The sequence below is a fragment of the Streptomyces sp. NPDC048278 genome, assembly GCF_040652195.1.
GTDB lineage: Bacteria > Actinomycetota > Actinomycetes > Streptomycetales > Streptomycetaceae > Streptomyces.
Map to the genome: position 1 here is coordinate 116,540 of NZ_JBEZLP010000031.1, position 18,417 is coordinate 134,956.

Consider the following 18,417-nt stretch of genomic DNA (forward strand, 5'->3'; position numbering starts at 1 on the left):
CGCACCCGCCCACGAAACACAAGTACTCCCCCCGAAAGGCGAACATTGCGCACCGCCCGCTTCACCCTCGACCCCGCCTTCACCACCGGCGAAGTCAACCCCCGCCTCTTCGGCTCCTTCGTCGAGCACCTAGGCCGCTGCGTCTACACCGGCATCTTCGAACCGACCCACCCCACGGCCGACCCCGAAGGCCTCCGCCAGGACGTCCTCGACCTCGTCCGGGAACTCGGCGTCACCACCCTCCGCTACCCGGGCGGCAACTTCGTCTCCGGCTACAAGTGGGAGGACTCCGTCGGCCCGGTGGAGGACCGCCCCCGCCGCCTCGACCTCGCCTGGCGGTCGACGGAGACCAACCGCTTCGGCCTCTCCGAGTACATCGCCTTCCTGAAGAAGGTCGGCCCGCAGGCCGAGCCCATGATGGCGATCAACCTCGGCACGCGGGGCGTGGCGGAGGCCCTGGAACTCCAGGAGTACGCCAACCACCCCTCCGGCACCGCCCTCTCCGACCTCCGCGCCGCCCACGGCGACAAGGACCCCTTCGGCATCAAGGTCTGGTGCCTGGGCAACGAGATGGACGGCCCCTGGCAGACCGGCCACAAGACCGCCGAGGAATACGGCCGCATCGCCGCCGAGACGGCCCGCGCCATGCGCCAGATGGACCCGTCCGTGGAGCTGGTCGCCTGCGGTTCCTCCAGCCAGTCCATGCCGACTTTCGCCGAGTGGGAGGCGACGGTCCTCGCCGAGACGTACGACCTGGTCGACTACATCTCCCTGCACGCCTACTACGAGCCCCACGACGGCGACCTCGACTCCTTCCTGGCCTCCGCCGTCGACATGGAGTCCTTCATCGAGAACGTGGTCGCCACCTGTGACCACATCGGCGCGCGCCTGAAGTCCCAGAAGAAGATCAACCTCTCCTTCGACGAGTGGAACGTCTGGTACACCTCGCGGTGGCACGAGATCGAGAACTCCGCCGACCGGGACTGGGCCGAGGCCCCCCGCCTCCTGGAGGACAACTACAGCGTCCTGGACGCGGTGGTCTTCGGTTCCCTCCTCATCGCCCTGCTCCGGCACGCGGACCGCGTCACGGTCGCCTGCCTGGCCCAGCTGGTCAACGTCATCGCCCCGATCATGACGGAGCCCGGCGGCCCGGCCTGGCGCCAGACGACGTTCTTCCCCTTCGCCCAGGCGTCGCGGTACGGCAGGGGCCAGGTCCTGGACGTCCGCGTGGACTCACCGACCCACGAGACCAAGAAGTACGGCGAGACGGACCTCCTGCACGCCACGGCGGTCAGGGCCGAGGACGGCACGGTGACGGTCTTCGCCGTCAACCGCAGCCGGACCGAAGCCCTGCCCCTCGAAATCGCCCTGAGCGGCCTCGCCCTGACCCAGGTCACCGAACACAGCGTCCTCGCGGACACCGACCCCGACGCCCGCAACACCCTGGAGGACCCGGAGCGGGTCACGCCGCACGCAGCCGAGGGCACGACTCTGAACGACGGCACCCTCACCGCCGTCCTCGAACCCTTGTCCTGGAACACGATCCGACTGGCCTAAGGCGCAGCGCCCCTTGTTTTTGCTTTGAGGGGCGCGGGGCTGTGTCGATTTGCGGCTCCGCCGCGTGGGCGCGAGCAACCACGTACAACCCGCAGCTAACGGCCGGGGGAGGGAACCGTCTCCACGGAAACTCCCCCGACCGAACTGCCAAGCAGCTCAAGCCGTACCGCACCAGGACCGACCTCGGATGTCCCATCCGCCAGCACAGCCAACGCCAACGTGTTGGCCCCCCGAGTCCGCAAGATCCCGTTGGGCAGCACAAACGTGTGCTGCGGCCCCACATCGTTGACGTACTGCCCGAGGTTCCACCCGTTCAAGAAGATCTGCACCCGATAGGCCCGCGCCGGATCGTCCTCCAGCACCAGCCCCACCGACGCGTCCACCCCGCCCGGCACGGACAGCCGGAACCCGGTCCGGTACCAGGTGACCCCCATCCCCTGGTCGGCGCGGGGAAGGGCGACCGCCTCCCACCCGCCGTCGGCGAACCCGGGCAGGTGCCAGCCCTCCCGCTCCCCGTACAGCCCGCCGTTGTTCTGCGGCCCCCGCACCGGATCCGGTGCCACCGCCCCCTGGATCCGCCAGCTCACCTTCGGCGAGACCCCCTTGAAGGAGACGGCGGTCAGCCCGCGCGCCACCTTGTGGGTGTCCAGCGACCCCCCGTCCATGTCGTGCTGCATCCGCCGCACCAGCACGGACAGCACGTGCCCCGGCTTCTCCCGCTGCTTCTTCTTCAGCTTCTTCAACGCGTCGGCGGTGAACTCGGCCGTGGCCGCCCAGCTCCCCTTCCGTACCGTCTTGGCGTCCGGCACCGGCATCCGGTGCGAGCCCAGCGGCACCCCGTCCAGCCAGGCCATCAGCATGCCCTGGGTGCCGGTGCTGTAGGCGAGCGAGACCGACTCCAGGTCCGACAGGTCGCCCTCCACCCGTCCCCGGTACCAGACATCTCCGTAGTGGAAGCCGTAGTCGTCGGCGAAGAGCACCGGCTGACCCGCCGGGACGGCCGTCGTGCTGTACGACGTCTTCCTGTCGGCGGCCTGCCACGCCGAGTCGTCGAAGCCGGCCGCGGCCTCGGGGTTCTCGGTCCTGCGGCGCCAGCCGGTGAGGACCGGCAGCGCGGGGCGCGGTGCCGCCGGCATCTCGGACAGGGCGACCAGGCTCTCCGAGACGGTCACCCGGGTCGGTACCGGCTGCCCGTTCCAGGTGACCGAGGTGATCCCGCGGGGTCCCCAGACCTCCACGCCGCTCGTCCCGACGATGTCCCCGGTGAGGTGGACCGCCGACCCGTCGAGCTGCGCGTGGCGCAGCAGCGCCGGGCCGTAGGCGAGGAGCGTGCCGGACGGGGTGTCGTACGGGAACAGCCGGACGGAGGTCGCGTCGTCGGCGAAGAGGAGGAGCAGCGGGGTGTCGGAGTCGCCGCGCTGGACCAGGACCCGGGTGAGTCCGCCCTGCCCGAGCGGCGCGGTGACGTGCAGGACGCCCTGGTCGTAGACCCAGGCCGCCTCCGCGTCGAGGCGCTGGACGAACGGCTCGGTCGGGCACTCCAGCACGAGGTGCGCCATCTCGCCGTAGCGGCCGGTGAACAGGGCGATGTCCTGGCGTCCCGCGGTGAGCACGAACATCGGCTGGGCGGTGCAGTAGCGCAGCCTTCGCTTGCCGAGGGAGAGGCCGGTGGTGACGAGCCGGGCGTCGTGCGGCGCGACGGTCAGGTCCACGTCGTCGCCGTCGGCGGTCCGCAGGGTGGAGGTGACCTCTTCGGCACTGTCGTTGCGCAGGACGTAGACGTGCGCCTGGGTGTCGGGGTTGGTGAGGTGGTACGTCTTCAGGCCGGCCACGTGGACGTCGGCCGCGCGGTCCAGTTTCGCGAAGTCCGGGACGCGTTGCAGGAGGTGGCCGAGCTGGTGCATCGGCGCGATCTTCGTGGTGACGTTGCGGGCCTCGTCGATGGCGGCGCCGTAGTCGTACGACGTGTAGACGACCGGCGCCGGCAGCCAGCCCCAGGTGGTGCCGCCGTAGGTCATGTAGACGTTGTGGAGGGTGAGGCCGTTGGCGAGGTTGGTGAGGTAGAAGCGGCGCTCGTAGGCCGCGTCCCGGGTGCGCCGGGACTCGGCGTAGCCCTTGCCGCCGAACTCGACGCCGCCCCACGGGTCGAACCAGCCGCCCCCGTACTCCGGCACGAACCCGGGTGTGCGCGGGCTCGCGGTCGCGCCGCCCTTGAGGCCGCCGATCCCGAAGTCGCCCCAGTCCGGCGGGGGCTGCGAGGGCGAGGGGTAGCCGTCGAAGCCGTACAGCCACTTGCCCTTCTCGCCGCCGGTGTCGAAGGAGCCGGGGATCCAGTAGCCGTTGCGCCCCTTGTCGTTGTGGAAGAGGGGGACGTCGATGCCGTCGGCCCGCACCTTCTTGTACAGGTGGGACATGTAGGCGGGGCCGCTGGGGTCGGAGACGTGGCCGTCGTACTCGTTCTCGATCTGGTAGAGCAGGACGGTGCCGCCGCCGTCGGTGTGCTGGTGGTGGCGGACGATGCGGTTGACGGCCGTCAGCCACTGGTCGACGTGGCCGAGGTAGGTCGGGTCGGTGCCCCGGGCGGCGCCCGCGGTGGCGGTGAGCCAGCCGGGGAAGCCGCCGGCGTCGACCTCGGCGTTGATGTAGGGGCCGGGGCGGACGATGACGTACAGGCCGGTCTCCGCGGCGGTGCGCAGGAACAGGTCGAGGTCGCGGACGCCGGTGAAGTCGTAGGTCCCGGGCGCGGGGGAGTGGTAGTTCCAGGCCGCGTAGATGCTGACGGTGTTGTAGCCGTGCGCCCGCATCTTCTCCAGGACGTCCCGCCACAGGGACGGGCTCGGGAGGCGGAAGGGGTGCATCTCGCCGGACCAGACCACCAGCCGCCGCCCGTCCACGACGAGGGAGTACTGGTCGTAGCCGATGGTGTGCCGCCGGCCGTCGGCTCTCGGCGCGGCCGGTGCCGGTCCGGTCGGCACGCTGCGGGCCGCGTAGGCCGCGGGCGCCCCGGGGCCGCCGCTGCCGCCCAGGGCGAAACCGAGCGCGGTCGAGCCGGCGAGGGCACTGAAGGTACGTCTGCTGAGCGCCAAGGGATCCTCCCGGGCGATCTTACGGGGCGCGGGTGCGGCCATTGTCCACGGGAGGACGCCCCACAATGGACGCATGAGGATCTCGGCACGAGCGGATTACGCGGTACGGGCGGTTCTGGAGCTCGCCGTACGGCAGGGTGAGGCCCCCGTGAAGGCGGAGGAGATCGCCGGCGCCCAGGACATCCCGCACAAGTTCCTTGAGGGCATTCTGGGTGACCTCCGGCGCGCCGGGATCGTCGACAGCCGGCGTGGCGGGGGCGGCGGCTACCGGCTGGCCCGGGAGGCGTCCGCGATCACCGTGGCCGACCTGATCCGCGCGGTGGACGGCCCGATCGTCTCGGTGCGCGGCGAACGCCCGACGGGCCTCGCCTACACCGGCACCGCCCAGCCGCTGCTGCCCCTGTGGATCGCCCTGCGTGCCAACGTCCGCAGGATCCTCGAAGGCGTCACGGTGGCGGACATCGCGGCGGACGCCCTGCCGGAGCCGGTCCGGGCCCTGGCGGCGGAACCGGCGGCCTGGGAGAACCCCTGAGCCTCGGGCGGGGTGTGAAATCCGGGACTGTGAATGGCCGGAGTTCGCCCTGACCGGTTCGGCTGGGGCTTCCTACGATGCGAGCGCCCCGGCCTTCACAGGAAACACACAGTTTCTTCAAAGGTGAACTACGAAGCTGAGTCCCGGACGGCCGCGGGTGCAACCCCCCACTCGAATCACCGAACCGGAGAAATCATGGGACCCAGGAGACACGGACTCCTGCTCGGCGGAGCGCTGGCCGCGCTGCTCACCGCCGGGCTGCCCGCTCAGGCCCAGGCCTCGTCGTCGCCCGTCTTCGACGACCCGCCGCCGGACAAGATCGTCATCAACGTCGCCACGGTGAACGGCTCCGGCTGTCCGCAGGGGACCACGGCCGTCGCCGTGTCCGAGGACAACGAGGCCTTCACCGTCACCTACAGCGCGTACCTCGCCCAGGCCGGGGGCAACTCCGACCCGACCGTCTTCCGCCGCAACTGCCAGCTCAACCTGGTCGTCCACGTGCCGGGCGGCTTCACCTACGCCATCGCCAGCGCCGACTACCGCGGCTTCGCGTCGCTCCAGCCGGGTGCCACCGGCACCCAGCGGGCCTCGTACTACTTCCAGGGCTCCCCGAACACCGCGTTCGCCAACCACCCCTTCACCGGCCCCTACAACGACAACTGGGAGGCCACCGACACCACCGACTGGGCCCAGCTGGTCTGGGCGCCCTGCGGGGTCCAGCGCAACTTCAACATCAACACCGAGCTGCGGGTGAACGCCGGGAGCGCGAACCCCGGCAAGGTCAGCTTCATGACCATGGACTCCACCGACGGCGAGATCAGCACCGTCTACCACCTCGCCTGGAAGCAGTGCCCCGCCAAGTAGCCCGTCGGCCCGCCCCGGCGCCACGCGTCCCGGCGACGGGACCTCGCGCCGGGGCGGGACCCTGCCCGCCCCGGCCCTGCGGGCTCAGACCCTGCGGGCTCAGACCCTGCTCACGGCCGTGGCCCGGAAGGTGTTGCGGTAGGCCTGCGGGGAGACGCCGATCGCCGCGTGCAGGTGCTGCCGCAGGGAGGTGCCGGTGGCGAAGCCGACCTCGGCGGCGATGCGGTCGACCGACAGCTCGCTGGTCTCCAGGAGGTCACGGGCGCGCCGTACCCGCTGCTGGATCAGCCAGCGCCCGGGGCTGGTCCCCGTCTCCTCCTGGAACCGGCGGGCGAAGGTGCGGCGGCTCATCCGGGCGTGCTCGGCCAGCTCCCGCAGCGCGAGCGGCCGTTCCAGGTTCTCCAGCGCCCACGCCCGGGTGGCCGCCGTGCCCGTGGCCCCCTCGTCCGGCACCGGCGCTTCGATGTACTGCGCCTGTCCGCCGTCCCGCCAGGGCGGTACGACACACTGCCGGGCCACGCTGTTGGCGACCGCGCTGCCGTGGTCGGAGCGCACGACGTGCAGGCACACGTCGACGCCGGAGGCCGCACCCGCCGAGGTCAGGACGTCACCGTCGTCGATGAACAGCACGTCCGGATCCAGGTCGACGTACGGGAACATCCGCCGGAACCGCGGCGCCAGCGCCCAGTGCGTCGTCGCCGGCCGCCCGTCGAGCATCCCGGCCGCCGCGAGCGCGAACGCCCCCGTGCAGATCGAGACGATCCGGGCCCCGGGCCGGATCCGCGCCAGCGCGTCGGCGACCGGTCCGGGCAGCTCCTGCGTGATCCGCGCCATGTCGTACGGCGGTACGACCACCGTGTCCGCGCTCTCCAGCGCCTCGGGCCCGTGCCCGACGGTGACGGTGAAGTCGGCACTGGTCGCCACGGTCCGGTCCTCCGTCGCCGCACACGTCACCACGTCGTAGGCACCGGGCACACACGGAAAGACCCGGTTCGGAATCCCCAGCTCGAAGGGATAGACCCCGTCGAGGGCGAGCACGACGACCCGGTGCGGGCGGCTGGACAGAAAGTCGATGTCGGCGGACATGGCACGATCCTATCGCCAGCCGCCTATCCTGCCATCGAACGGCGACCCTACCCGGCGGGGGCTCGATGAAGCTGCTCCTCACCGACTCCGGTGCCCGGAACGAGGTCCACGATCGCCAGGACCCCCTCCACTCCGAAGCTGTCACCGTCCCCTTCCGGGAGCAGGACCGCGTCGAGGCGGCCGAGGCGGACCGAGGCCCGCTGGAGTTCGGCCGACCCGTCCAGGACGATCGCCAGAACACGGGTCCCGGCAGCGGCCCGTACGGATGTGTCGGAGCGCACCACGCGGACCCGCGCTGTCATCCCGGCACGCCGGACCATCACGTTGAAGTCGACGATCGGCCCGTCGAGCAGCCGGCACTCCGTGACCGCGTCACCGGGGAAGGCGAACGGCTCGTACGGCGCGTCGATCACGTGCGGGACCCCGTCGACGGTGAGGGACATGCCCGGTCCGCCGACGACGGTGATGATCCTGTCGACTCCGGGAAACGCGGAGAACGGTCCGCTGGACGCCACGTCGGCGACGCTGACCCGCCATACGAAATCGTCCGTCCCCGCGCCCGGCGGATCAACCGCGACCTGCGATGTCACGCCTCCACCGTTCTTCCAGGGCGCGGGCGTCCTGTCCTTGGCACGCAGGATCTGCGGTGTCACGCGGTGTCCTTCCGGTTCGTACTGTCAACAGCCGTTTCGTATGCGGGACGACCGCCTCAGAGGGGCTTTTCCAGGCGGATCCGGGTGTCGCAGCCGATGTCCTGTTGGTGTGTGGTGGAGCCCTGCCGGTAGGTGAAGCGGCAGTCGGTGAGGTCCCCGTGCACGGCTCCGGTCACCTTGACCCGGGCCTCGTAGTACTGGTCCGACTGGTCGTGCGCCGCGACCCGGACCGGACCGGCCCTGACCTCGTCCGTGGGGGCGACGGGTGACGTCCCCATGAGGTAACCCTCGACGGCGGTGTCCACCCGGTAACCCGTGACACGCAGCCCGGCCGGCACATGGACGATCTTCGCGTCGACGACGGTGAGCGGTTTCCCCGTCTTGTTCGACAACGGCGGCATCGCCACCCAGTACTCGTCGCCGACCCGGGCGTGGTCGTTCTCGGCGATCGCGCCCGCTTGCGAGCTGCCGTCCAGAGCCGTGCCCCCGCCGGAGCACGAGGTGAGGAGGCCGACCGTGAGGAGGGCGAGCAGGGCCCGTCTTCGATGTTTCATGCGGCGATCATCGCACCGCCGCTGTGGGTGATGATGGGCAGGTCACAAAGGGGGAAGCAGTGCTGAATCCGGTCCGGTACGCGCGGGTGGTCGGCGGTGCCGTCGCGCTCTTCGTCGGCCTGTCCGGGTGCGCGGGGAACGCGGAACCCTGCGGCGGTGTCGGTGTGGTGGCCCAGGTCGGCGTGTTCTTCGCGCAGGACGGCTACGACGGTCTCGCCGGAGCCTCCGTCCGGCTCTGTGCGCACGGCAGGTGCGTCGAGGACCGGATACCGGCCGAGGACGTCACGAGCGTCCGTCTGCCGCTGCCGGACGACATCGGCCCCGACCTCGGCACGGTCCGCTTCCGGGTCACCCGCAAGGGCAGCACGAAGCCCTTCATCGACGCGTCCACCGACAAGAGGCTCAGCCACCAGTCCGACGGCTGTGGCGGCGGCGCCTACAGCGGGGCACTCGCCTTCACCAAGGAGGGCGGCCTGACCGGCACGGTTCCGAAGACCGTGTCGGACGCCTGGTTCAAGCAGGTCAGGACAGCCGCTTCCCGGCGTGCGTGAGGAAGTTGGCCCACGTGGCGGGGGAGAGGGCCAGCTGGGGACCCTGCCGGTCCTTGGAGTCGCGGATGTGGATGGTGGTGGGGCAGGCGGCGAATTCGACGCAGTCGCCGTCACCGCCGCTGCTGTAGCTCGACTTGTGCCACTGGAGAGCGACCTCGACGCAGTCGCCCTCGCTGCCGCTGCTGTAGCTGCTCTTGAACCAGGTCAGTTCGGACGTGCTCATAGCGCTCCTCGCATCTGCTCCAACAGGGCCCTGGAGTCCCGGAGGTTGAGGGCCTGCGCGCGCAGTTTTCCATATCGCTGGTGGAGGACGCTGATCTCCTTCGGGTCGGCGATGAGGCGGCCGTTCTTCTGTCCTTCCGAATAAGCGAACCACTGATTCTCGGGGGTCTCAAGCAGCTGCAACGGGCCGTCCAGGCCTGCGTGTGTTGGCTGCCGCAGCGGCATGACCTGGATCTCCACGTTCCGATGCTGGTCAATCACCTCCAGTAGGTGGTCGAGCAGCTCTCGTGTCACTTCGTGGCCGCCCGTTCGTCGTTCCAGCAGGGCCTGCTCGACGATGAAACTGAACGCGCACGGCCGCTCCCGCCGGGTGGACAGCAGATCCTGTCGGGCCGCGCGTGCGGCCACCCGATCGTCCAGTTTCTGATCGTTGGGGATCGGCGGAACGCTCAGGAAGACCGCCCGCGTGTAGGCCTCCGTTTGCAACAGGCCGGGCACGACCCGGCATTCGTAGGTGTAGAGGCTGATCGCCGTCGCCTCCATCCGCGCCCACCGCCGGAACCAAGCCGCCAGCCCCGGCTGCCGCGCCACATACCCCGCCGCCCGTCGTAAGGCCCCCGTGTTGCCGAGGGCCTCCTCCGCCGCCTCCACGAAGGACTCGTCCGGCATGCGGCGGCCCAACTCCACGGATGCCACCGTGTGTTTCGAGAACCGCACCCGCTCGGCGAACTCCTCCCTGCTCAGCCCCGCGTGTTCGCGCAAGGCCTGGACCACCGCCCCGAAAGTCCGCAGACTGTCCGACGACTCCGGCTCGACTCCGTCGCCCACGTAGGCCACCTCCCGGACTCATGGTCACGGAAGGTGACCAGTACAGTCCAGTCGGTCACCGAGTACGCGCGCGGGGAGTACACGGCCGGGACCTGGAGAACCAGCCGTGCCAGGCGGCAGATTGGGGGCATGGACGCACCCCCCACCACCGTCACCGTCAGTCGAACACTCGCCCAGCGGCTCAGTGGCACCCCGCGGGGCGCCCGGCTGGCGAGGCATCTCGCTGTTGCCCAACTCCATGCGTGGGGTGGCCGGTTCGCGTCGGCGGAGGTGATCGACAAGGTGTCGGTGATCGTCGCGGAGCTGGCCGCGAACGCCGTGACGCACGGGCGCGTGCCCGGGCGGGACTTCGAGCTGCGGCTGTCGGTGGTGACGGGCAGCGTGCGGGTCGAGGTCACCGACACCCGGGCCGAACGACGGCCGCCCGGCCCCCGGGACGTGCGGCCGTCGGGGCCGCTGGACGCCGGGGGGCGCGGGCTCGTGCTCGTGGACGCGCTGGCCGATCGGTGGGAGGTGCTGGAGCGGGGCTGCGACGGCGCACCGGGCAAGACCGTACGGGCCGAGGTGGACCTGCCACTTCGTCGCAGACCCTGAGCCGGGCCCCGGGGCGCGTCTCCCCGGGGCCCGGGGCGTCAGGTCGAGACGCCCAGGGTGAGGGTGCCGGTGTAGCCGGCGGACGTGGAGCCGGTGACGGTCATGAGGCCCGACGAGGCGCCCGCGTCGTCGTAGATCCCGTCCTGGGCGAGCGTGGTGCGGGTGACCGTGTTGGCCGAGTAGGGCGAGACCGCCGCGACCGCGGTCGTGATGCTCTCGTTGATGAAGAGCTGGCCCGTGTGCAGGGTCGAACCGCCGGTGAAGGAGCCGTCGGAGGTCAGGGTGACGCCCGTGTGGACCTTCACGTGGATGTGGATGCAGCGGCCCCGGTACCAGCCCGGGTAGATCGTGGTGATGTTGGCGACGCCGCTGGAGTTGGTGAGGACACCGCCGCGCAGGAAGGTGCCGTCGTCGGCCTCGCTGTGGCCGTTGGCGCCGACGTAGCCGGAGTACTCGCCGAGCGCGTCGGCGTGCCACACCTCCACGAGGGCGTTGGGGATGACGGTGCAGGCGGAGTTGACCACGGTGAGGGCGAGGTTGAGGGTGATGCCGGACTTGCCCTCGGTGATGTTGGAGCGGACCAGCGCCCCGTTGAGGTAGTAGGGGCCTTCGGTCTGCTCCTCGGTGAGCGTGCAGACCGCCGCCGCGGCGGCCGGCTGGAGGTCGGGGGCGGCGGCTGCCGCGGGGGCCTCGGTCGAGACCGCTGCGCCTACGGCCAGGGCAGCGGCGGTCGTCCCGGTGGCGACGAGTACGGTACGGCGGCCGACGATGCGGGCGCCATCTGAGGTGTCTGTCATGGACACGGCACCGTAGGAACGGTGTCTGTAGGCGAGCTGTCAGTTTCGCAAAATGGGCGGCCGTCAAGTCGTGAGTTGAGACAGCTGAATTGGCGGCCGATGTTCGACATCGCGGACAACGGGCGGACGAAGGGGCCATTAGGGTAGTTCGCCACGACGAGGGCACCCCCTGAACGGCGAGGGCTCGCGGGAATCGGCACGGGATCCGGGTCTAATCGCGCCGGAGAACCGAGACACCGCAACCGTGTTCCGCAGCGCTGGAGGAAGATGCCCATGGGTGCCACCCCGCCCCTGCCCACGCCGTCCGGCCCCTACCTGGGCGAAGGGCTGCTTCCCGCCGATTTCTATTCCTTCGAGGAACTGCTGACGGACGGCGAGCGGGCCAGGATCGAGCGCGTCCGCGCATTCCTCGAAACGCAGGCCGCGCCCATCGTCGACGACTACTGGGCCCGGGCCGAGTTCCCCTTCCAGCTGGTCGCGGGATTCGGCGGACTCGGGCTCGTGGACTGGGCGGACCCGGACTCCGCGGAATCGAAGCCGAGCAATCTCCTCTCGGGATTCCTCGCGCTGGAATTCGCCCATGCCGACGCCTCCTTGGCGACCTTCTCCGGCGTGCACACCGGGCTCGCGATGGGCTCGATCCTCGCCTGCGGCTCCGAGGAGCAGAAGCGGCGGTGGCTGCCGGCCATGAGCCGCTTCGAGAAGATCGGAGCCTTCGGGCTGACCGAACCGCACGGGGGTTCCGACGTGGCCGGCGGCCTGCGGACGACCGCGCGCCGCGACGGCGACGGCTGGATCCTCGACGGGGCCAAGCGGTGGATCGGCAACGCGACCTTCGCCGACCTGGTCGTCATCTGGGCGCGGGACACCGAGACCAACCACGTGCTGGGCTTCGTCGTGGAGAAGGACACCCCCGGGTTCACGGCGACGAAGATCGAGAACAAGATGGCGCTGCGGATCGTGCAGAACGCCGACATCGTCCTCGAAGGCTGCCGCGTTCCGGAGGCGAACCGGTTGCAGAACGCCCACTCGTTCAAGGACACGGCCAACATCCTGCGGCAGACCCGCAGCGGGGTGGCCTGGCAGGCCGTGGGCGTGATGTTCGGCGCCTACGAGATCGCGCTGCGGTACGCCAAGGAGCGCGAGCAGTTCGGGCGCCCGATCGGCGGCTTCCAGCTCGTCCAGGACCTGCTGGTGAAGATGCTCGGCAACGCCACCGCCTCCTGCGGGATGGTCACACGCCTGGCCCAGCTCCAGGACGCCGGGATCTTCAAGGACGAGCACTCCGCCCTGGCGAAGGCGTACTGCACCGTGCGGATGCGGGAGAGCGTCGGCTGGGCCCGGGAGCTGCTGGCCGGCAACGGCATCATCCTCGACTACAAGATCGGCCGCTTCGTCGCCGACGCCGAGGCCCTCTACTCGTACGAGGGCACCCGGGAGATCCAGACCCTGATCGTGGGCCGCGCCGTCACCGACGGCCTGAGCGCCTTCGTGAGGTGACCGCGATGACCACCGAATCCGTGACCGGCGGCTCCGGGACCGATGTATCCGTCTTCACCGGTCTGAAGGTCCTCGACGCCTCCTCGTTCATCGCGGCACCGGCCGCGGCCACCATGCTCTCCGACTTCGGGGCGGACGTCATCAAGATCGAGCCGCCGGGGACGGGCGACCCCCAGCGGCGGCTGAGTTCCGTGCCGCCCAGCCCGCAGGCGCGGGCGAACTACAGCTGGCACCTCGCCAACCGCAACAAGCGGGGCATGGTGCTGGACCTGAAGTCGCCGGACGCCGTCGAGGTCCTCAAGCGGCTCGTCGAGTGGGCCGACGTCGTCATCACCAACTTCCCGCACGGCACCCGCGAGAAGCTGCACCTCGGCTACGCGGAGGTCTCGGGCTGGAACCCGAGGGTCGTCTACGCCGACCTCACCGGCTTCGGGGACACCGGCCCCGACGCCCGGCAGCCGGGCTTCGACCTGACCGCCTTCTGGTCGCGCAGCGGCCTGCTGGCCTCCACCCGCGACGCGGGCGCCCCGCCGACCGTGCCGGTCTGGGGCAGCGGCGACTACACGACCGCCATCGCCGTCTACGCGGCGATCACGACCGCCCTCTACCACCGTGAGCGGACGGGACGAGGCGCCGACGTCGGCACGTCCCTGCTCGCCACGGGCGTCTGGGCCACCGGAACCCTGGTGGCCGGCGCCCTGGCCGACGGCACCCCCTTCGAGCTGCACGACCGGAAGATCCCGGCGAACCCGCTGGTCAACCCCTACCGGACCGCGGACGGCGAGTGGCTCATGCTGGTCGCCTCGCCCATCCGCCGGCAGGGACTCGCCCGCGCCCTCGGACACCCCGACCTGTTCGAGGACCCCCGGTTCTCCGACCTGGAAGGTCTGGCCGAGCACTCCGCCGCGCTCGCCGAACTGCTCGACACCGCGTTCCGCTCCCGGCCCTTCGCCCACTGGAAGGACGCGCTGGACCGGGAACGCGTCACCTTCAGCCTCATCCAGACGCCGGAGGAGGCCGCGCGGGACCCGCAGCTGCGCGAGAACGGCATCGTCGTACCGCTGGCCGGAGTCAGCGGGCTGCCGGAGACCGTCGGCAGCCCGGTCACTCTCCGCGGGGTCCCGAAGACGCCGGCGAGACGGGCGCCGGACCTCGGCGAGCACAACGACGAGATCCTCGCCGAACTGGGCTTCGCCCCCGCCGAGATCGCCGGGCTGCACGCCGCGGGAGCGGTCCCCGACACCCCGGACCCGGAGCCGCCGCGCTGAGCACACCTCTCTCCCGCTCTTCATCCCGACTTCGCCCGGAAATGGCCTGGACGACGTGATCCGGCCGGTCGGCGTTTCCCGGGCGGCACAGGGGCCGTTGGTAGCGTCCTCGTACCCCGTGCCGTCCGACCGAGAGAGACCTGATGTCCCCGACGATCCGCAGGGCCGTGATCCCCGCCGCCGGACTGGGCTCCCGCCTGCTGCCCCTGACCAAGGCCACGCCGAAGGAGATGCTCCCCGTCGGCGACAAGCCGGTGATCGAGCACACCGTGCGGGAGCTGGTGGACTCCGGGATCACCGACATCACCATCGTCGTCTCGGGCGGGAAGAGCCTGATCCAGGACCACTTCCGGCCCAACCCGGCACTCGTCGAGCAGCTGCGCGCCGACGGCAAGACCGCCTACGCGGACGCCGTCGAGGAGGTCGCCGAGCTGGCCCGCAAGGGGCACATCACCTACCTCGACCAGTACGGCCCGTACGGCAACGGCACGCCCGTGCTGAACGCCGCCCGCTCCTTCGGCGACGAGCCCGTCCTCGTGCTCTGGCCCGACGACGTGTTCGTCGCCGAGGTGCCCCGCGCCCAGCAGCTGATCCGCGCCTACGAGCAGACCGGCTGCCCGGTCCTCGCCCTGCTGCCGATGGACCCCGCCGACTCCCAGCGCTACGGCGTGCCCATCGTCAAGGAGGACCTCGGCGACGGCCAGTTGCGCATCACCGGCCTGGTCGAGAAGCCCGCGCCGGCCGACGCGCCCTCGCCGTACGCGGCCATCGGCGGCTACGTCGTCACCCCCGGCATCATCGACGAGCTGCGCGAGCAGACCCGCCGCTGGTACGAGCACCGCACCGGCGAGGTGTACCTGACCGACGCCATCAACGCCTACGCCGGCAGCCGGGCCGTGTACGGGCAGGTCATCCAGGGCCGCTGGTACGACACCGGCAACCCGGCCGACTACCTGGTCGCGCAGATGGCCTTCGCCCTCGCCCACCCCGAGTACGGACCCGTGCTGCGCGGTCTGGTCACCAAGCTCGACGAGAGCGAGGCCGAGGCCGGGAGCAAGGGCGGGATCGAGGCCGAGTTGCAGGGCGACGTGCAGCGTACGGTATGATCGTTACAGAGCTGGTCGCCGCAACTGACGGTGGCTGGTGCTGCGTTGGTGGTCCAAGGAAAGACGCCCCGCTTCCTGCGGGGAAATGCAGGTGCAAGGCCTGCCCGGCGCTCGATCCGGTGCCCGTCCGCATGACATGCGGACGGGCACCGTGCCGTTTCCCGCCGTTTTTCCGGCAGCTTTCGTCACCCCAGGCAACCCTTTAGGGGTAATTGGTCCGCTTCTTCCCCTTATGTAAGGGTCGCGGCTGATATGAACCTTCTGGACAGAGCGCAACTCCAGGGGCGGGGAATGACAACAGCACAGGTCGGTGTAGTGATCGTCGGCGCCGGCCCGGCGGGGCTCGTACTGGGGAACCTGCTGCTGGACCGCGGCATCGACTGCGTGATCCTGGAGCGCCGCGACCGGGCCGCGGTGGAGGGCAGGGCCCGGGCCGGATTCCTCGCCGCCCACTCCGTGCGCGTCCTGACGGAACACGGCCTGGCAGCCGGCCTGGCAGCCCGCGGAAAGACCCACGGCACCTGCCTGTTCCGCAGCGACCGCGGCGAATTCACCCTGGACTACGGCAAGTTGGGCCTCGGCGAGCCGCACACCGTCTACCCGCAGCAGGAACTCGTACGGGACCTGATCGCCGAATTCCTCTGGCGCGGCGGGGAGATCCGGTTCGGCGCCGAGGCCGGGGGAGTGACCGAGGAGGCCGCACAGGCCCGGGTGCGGGTGCGCGGCGGTGCGGACGTCACCGGGCGGTACGTCGCCGGCTGCGACGGGCACCGGGGGACCGGCCGCGCCGCACTGACGGCCCGCGGCACCCGGACCGCCCGCCGGGACCACGGGGTCTCCTGGCTGGCCGTGCTGGTCGCGGCCCCGCCCAGCCTGGAGGCCGTCGGATACGCCCTGCACGAGCGCGGGTTCGCCGGCCACATGGCACGGACGGACACCGTCACCCGCTACTACCTCCAGTGCCCGCGCGGCACCGACCCCGCCGACTGGAGCGAGGACCGGATCTGGACGGAGCTGGCGACCCGGCTGCGGACCGCCGAGTTCGGGCCGCTGCGCCAGGGCCCGGTCCTGGAGAAGGCGGTCGTCGACCTGCGCTCCGACGTCCTGGACTCCCCGGGCGGCGGACGGCTGTGGCTGGCCGGCGACGCCGCCGGACTCATCAGCCCCTCGGCCGCCAAGGGCGCCAACCTCGCTGTCCTCCAGGCCGAGTTGCTGGCCCGCGCCCTCGAAGCGGCGCTCGCCCACGGCGACGGGACCGGCCTCGCCCGGTACGCCGCCGACAGCCTGCCCCGGGTCTGGCGGGCCCACGAGTTCTCGCACTGGATGAGCGGCCTGCTGCACGGCCCGGCCGGCCAGGACGACGAGGCCCGCTACGGCCGCCAGTTGCAGTACGCCCGCCTGGAGAGCCTGCGCACCTCCCGCGCCCACCAGGACTTCTTCGCCGAGAACTACACCGGCATCTGACCCCCGGGGCCGACTCGACCGTCCCCGGTTCTCCCTGCCCCACGATCATCGGGAACCCTTCATGAACCTCTCCGTCGTACAGGCATGTCTGACGGAAACCGACCTGGACCGGATCCGGCACGCGGCCGACCACGTCCGCGACCACGACACCGACCAGGTACTCGCCGCGCTGCTGCCCGGTCTGACGGCCGACGAGCGGGCCGACGTCGCCCGCCACCTCGGCTACGACCACACCGCCGTACTGGTCTTCCCCGCCTCCCTCGACGGGCTCCGCGACGACCTGCGCGACGCCGGGCTCGACCCGGGCCCCGTCACCCCCAGCGTGGTGGTGCGCGGACGGCTGACCCGCCGCTACGGCGCCGCCGTCGAGGGCAGCCCGGTCGGGATCGTGCACGTGCCGGTCGCCGGGCGGACCGTGGAGATCTTCGCGCTGCCCGTGCCGCCCGGCTCCCCGCTGGAGACGGTCGCCGCCGACGAACGGGCCAACGGCCACGAGTCCCACCACGCCTTCGCGGTCACCGCGCCGGGCCGGGTGATCCCCGCCGGACTGCGCACCCTGCTCACCGAACGCGGCGGCGCGGTCCCGGACGGCGGCGGCTACAACAACCACGAGAACGTCACCGTCCTCTACTTCCGCACCACCGACCACCGCCGCTTCGAACTCCGCCTCCCCGGCCGTCAGGAACCCCTCCCCGACCCCACCCTCGCCCTCCTCGGCGTCATGACCGGCGCCTGGGCCACCCAGGCCGTCCGCACCATGGCCGAACTGGGCATCGCCGACCACCTGGCCGCCCGCCCCGCCCTCGACGCCACCGCCCTCGCGCACCTCACCGGCACCGCCCCGGACGCCCTGCGCCGCCTCCTGCGCTACCTCGCCACCCTCGGCCTGCTGACGGCGTCCCCCGACGGCACCCACCACCTCACCGCCCTCGGCGAGCCGCTCCGGACCAACGCCGAGCACTCCCTCCACCCCCTCGCACTGCTCTACGGCGGCCCGTTCTACGACTCCTTCGCGGGCCTCCCGTACGCCGTCAGCACTGGGAAGGAAGCTTTCGCCCACCGCTACGGCGAGCACCACTTCCGCTACTTCGCCGCCCGCCCCGAACTCGGCGACCTCTTCCACCGGGCGATGGCCGCGAGCGCGGAGATGTTCACGCCGGTACCGGACCTCGTCGACTTCTCCGCGGTACGACGCGTCGTCGACGTCGGCGGCGGCAGCGGTGCCCTGCTCGGCCGGATCCTCCGCGCCCACGGCCACCTGGAGGGCGTCCTGCTGGAACGCCCCGAGGCCCTGGCGGCGGCCCGCTCCCACCTGGCCGACCTGTCCGGCCGCTGCACCTTCGCCGAGGGCGACTTCACGGAGTCCGTCCCGCCCGGCGGCGACGCCTACCTGCTCTCCCGGGTCCTGCACGACTGGGACGACGACCGCTGCCGCACCATCCTCCACCGCTGCGCGGAGGCGATGCGCCCGGGCGCCGAACTCCTCGTCGTGGAGCGCCTGCTGCCCGGCAGCGCGGCAGCGGCCTGGGACCTCCACATGCTGTGCAACGTGGGCGGCCGGGAACGGACGGAGGCCGACTACGGGCACCTCCTGGCGGAGGCAGGCTTCACACCGGTGGCCTGCCACTCGCTGCCCCTGGGAGCCGCGCTGTTGCACGCCGTGCGGGGTTAGGCACTTCCGTTCACTGCGGGCCGACGGGGGCTGATCGCGCAGTTCCCCGCGCCCCTTACGGGGCGCGCCCCGTAAGGGGCGCG

17 protein-coding genes are annotated in these 18,417 nt (G+C 71.2%); 10 read left to right on the forward strand and 7 right to left on the reverse strand.

The genetic code is table 11. The annotated features are described in order from the left end of the window. Positions 1-45: 45 nt before the first annotated feature. Positions 46-1,557 carry an alpha-N-arabinofuranosidase gene (locus AB0D74_RS38355; protein ID WP_362597400.1) on the forward strand — a complete coding sequence of 504 codons (1,512 nt, stop codon included), beginning with the start codon at positions 46-48 and terminating at the stop codon, positions 1,555-1,557. 95 nt (positions 1,558-1,652) lie between these two features. On the opposite strand, the gene AB0D74_RS38360 is transcribed toward AB0D74_RS38355, so the two are convergent. Continuing rightward, complete coding sequence (locus AB0D74_RS38360) at positions 1,653-4,643, reverse strand: beta-galactosidase (protein ID WP_362597403.1); 2,991 nt, start codon at positions 4,641-4,643, stop codon at positions 1,653-1,655. 73 nt (positions 4,644-4,716) lie between these two features. Between AB0D74_RS38360 and AB0D74_RS38365 the strand changes: the two genes are divergently transcribed. Together AB0D74_RS38365 and AB0D74_RS38370 are read left to right on the forward strand one after the other, a co-directional pair. Then, positions 4,717-5,175 (forward strand): Rrf2 family transcriptional regulator, encoded by a 459-nt coding sequence (locus tag AB0D74_RS38365; protein ID WP_293998175.1) that lies wholly within the window; start codon positions 4,717-4,719, stop codon positions 5,173-5,175. Positions 5,176-5,370: 195 nt separating this feature from the next. Further along, positions 5,371-6,039 (forward strand): DUF4360 domain-containing protein, encoded by a 669-nt coding sequence (locus AB0D74_RS38370; RefSeq protein ID WP_362597407.1) that lies wholly within the window; start codon positions 5,371-5,373, stop codon positions 6,037-6,039. Between the two features lie 99 nt (positions 6,040-6,138). Here the strand turns inward: AB0D74_RS38370 and AB0D74_RS38375 are convergent, their stop codons facing one another. The 3 genes from AB0D74_RS38375 to AB0D74_RS38385 are packed head-to-tail and all read right to left on the reverse strand — an operon-like array spanning position 6,139 to position 8,332. Continuing rightward, positions 6,139-7,125: a helix-turn-helix domain-containing protein gene (locus tag AB0D74_RS38375; protein WP_362597410.1), complete on the reverse strand. Its 987-nt coding sequence runs from the start codon at positions 7,123-7,125 to the stop codon at positions 6,139-6,141. A 47-nt stretch (positions 7,126-7,172) separates the two neighbouring features. Further along, complete coding sequence (locus AB0D74_RS38380; RefSeq protein ID WP_362597413.1) at positions 7,173-7,778, reverse strand: HutD family protein; 606 nt, start codon at positions 7,776-7,778, stop codon at positions 7,173-7,175. 56 nt (positions 7,779-7,834) lie between these two features. Then, on the reverse strand, positions 7,835-8,332 hold the full coding sequence (locus AB0D74_RS38385; RefSeq protein WP_362597415.1) for a hypothetical protein: 498 nt from the start codon (positions 8,330-8,332) through the stop codon (positions 7,835-7,837). Between the two features lie 59 nt (positions 8,333-8,391). Between AB0D74_RS38385 and AB0D74_RS38390 the strand changes: the two genes are divergently transcribed. Further along, entirely contained in the window at positions 8,392-8,883 is a 492-nt protein-coding gene (locus AB0D74_RS38390; RefSeq protein WP_362597418.1) for a hypothetical protein, read from the forward strand. Here AB0D74_RS38390 and AB0D74_RS38395 read toward each other — a convergent pair. Continuing rightward, positions 8,855-9,106, reverse strand: a complete 252-nt coding sequence (locus AB0D74_RS38395) for a DUF397 domain-containing protein (RefSeq protein WP_362597421.1) — start codon at positions 9,104-9,106, stop codon at positions 8,855-8,857. The two genes, AB0D74_RS38390 and AB0D74_RS38395, sit on opposite strands and share 29 nt — an antisense overlap. Continuing rightward, entirely contained in the window at positions 9,103-9,933 is an 831-nt protein-coding gene (locus tag AB0D74_RS38400) for a helix-turn-helix transcriptional regulator (protein ID WP_362597424.1), read from the reverse strand. The genes AB0D74_RS38395 and AB0D74_RS38400 overlap by 4 nt, the downstream gene beginning before the upstream one ends. Before the next feature lie 129 nt (positions 9,934-10,062). Between AB0D74_RS38400 and AB0D74_RS38405 the strand changes: the two genes are divergently transcribed. Next, positions 10,063-10,527: an ATP-binding protein gene (locus AB0D74_RS38405; protein ID WP_362597427.1), complete on the forward strand. Its 465-nt coding sequence runs from the start codon at positions 10,063-10,065 to the stop codon at positions 10,525-10,527. A gap of 38 nt (positions 10,528-10,565) precedes the next feature. Here AB0D74_RS38405 and AB0D74_RS38410 read toward each other — a convergent pair whose 3' ends face one another. Further along, positions 10,566-11,324, reverse strand: coding sequence for an intradiol ring-cleavage dioxygenase (locus AB0D74_RS38410; RefSeq protein WP_362597430.1), 759 nt, complete (start codon positions 11,322-11,324; stop codon positions 10,566-10,568). 273 nt (positions 11,325-11,597) lie between these two features. Here AB0D74_RS38410 and AB0D74_RS38415 point away from each other — a divergent pair, with 273 nt between their 5' ends. The 5 genes from AB0D74_RS38415 to AB0D74_RS38435 all read left to right on the forward strand — a co-directional run bounded on the left by AB0D74_RS38415 (position 11,598) and on the right by AB0D74_RS38435 (position 18,334). Further along, on the forward strand, positions 11,598-12,824 hold the full coding sequence (locus AB0D74_RS38415; protein ID WP_362597434.1) for an acyl-CoA dehydrogenase family protein: 1,227 nt from the start codon (positions 11,598-11,600) through the stop codon (positions 12,822-12,824). 5 nt (positions 12,825-12,829) lie between these two features. Next, a complete protein-coding gene (locus AB0D74_RS38420; RefSeq protein WP_362597437.1) occupies positions 12,830-14,092 on the forward strand; it encodes a CoA transferase in 1,263 nt (420 codons plus the stop codon). 143 nt (positions 14,093-14,235) lie between these two features. Next, on the forward strand, positions 14,236-15,198 hold the full coding sequence (locus AB0D74_RS38425; RefSeq protein ID WP_362597440.1) for a UTP--glucose-1-phosphate uridylyltransferase: 963 nt from the start codon (positions 14,236-14,238) through the stop codon (positions 15,196-15,198). Between the two features lie 291 nt (positions 15,199-15,489). Further along, positions 15,490-16,662 (forward strand): 4-hydroxybenzoate 3-monooxygenase, encoded by a 1,173-nt coding sequence (locus tag AB0D74_RS38430; RefSeq protein WP_362597443.1) that lies wholly within the window; start codon positions 15,490-15,492, stop codon positions 16,660-16,662. A gap of 61 nt (positions 16,663-16,723) precedes the next feature. Beyond that, positions 16,724-18,334, forward strand: coding sequence for a methyltransferase (locus tag AB0D74_RS38435; RefSeq protein ID WP_362597446.1), 1,611 nt, complete (start codon positions 16,724-16,726; stop codon positions 18,332-18,334). Positions 18,335-18,417 lie beyond the last annotated feature (83 nt).

Excerpts from the sequence above, each read along its gene's own strand:
- AB0D74_RS38375 (WP_362597410.1), bottom strand. The coding sequence starts at position 7,125 with ATGTCCGCCGACATCGACTTTCTGTCCAGCCGCCCGCACCGGGTCGTC.
- AB0D74_RS38370 (WP_362597407.1), top strand. The coding sequence starts at position 5,371 with ATGGGACCCAGGAGACACGGACTCCTGCTCGGCGGAGCGCTGGCCGCG.
- AB0D74_RS38365 (WP_293998175.1), top strand. The coding sequence starts at position 4,717 with ATGAGGATCTCGGCACGAGCGGATTACGCGGTACGGGCGGTTCTGGAG.
- AB0D74_RS38430 (WP_362597443.1), top strand. The coding sequence starts at position 15,490 with ATGACAACAGCACAGGTCGGTGTAGTGATCGTCGGCGCCGGCCCGGCG.
- AB0D74_RS38385 (WP_362597415.1), bottom strand. The coding sequence starts at position 8,332 with ATGAAACATCGAAGACGGGCCCTGCTCGCCCTCCTCACGGTCGGCCTC.
- AB0D74_RS38425 (WP_362597440.1), top strand. The coding sequence starts at position 14,236 with ATGTCCCCGACGATCCGCAGGGCCGTGATCCCCGCCGCCGGACTGGGC.
- AB0D74_RS38435 (WP_362597446.1), top strand. The coding sequence starts at position 16,724 with ATGAACCTCTCCGTCGTACAGGCATGTCTGACGGAAACCGACCTGGAC.
- AB0D74_RS38415 (WP_362597434.1), top strand. The coding sequence starts at position 11,598 with ATGGGTGCCACCCCGCCCCTGCCCACGCCGTCCGGCCCCTACCTGGGC.
- AB0D74_RS38410 (WP_362597430.1), bottom strand. The coding sequence starts at position 11,324 with ATGACAGACACCTCAGATGGCGCCCGCATCGTCGGCCGCCGTACCGTA.
- AB0D74_RS38395 (WP_362597421.1), bottom strand. The coding sequence starts at position 9,106 with ATGAGCACGTCCGAACTGACCTGGTTCAAGAGCAGCTACAGCAGCGGC.
- AB0D74_RS38420 (WP_362597437.1), top strand. The coding sequence starts at position 12,830 with ATGACCACCGAATCCGTGACCGGCGGCTCCGGGACCGATGTATCCGTC.
- AB0D74_RS38405 (WP_362597427.1), top strand. The coding sequence starts at position 10,063 with ATGGACGCACCCCCCACCACCGTCACCGTCAGTCGAACACTCGCCCAG.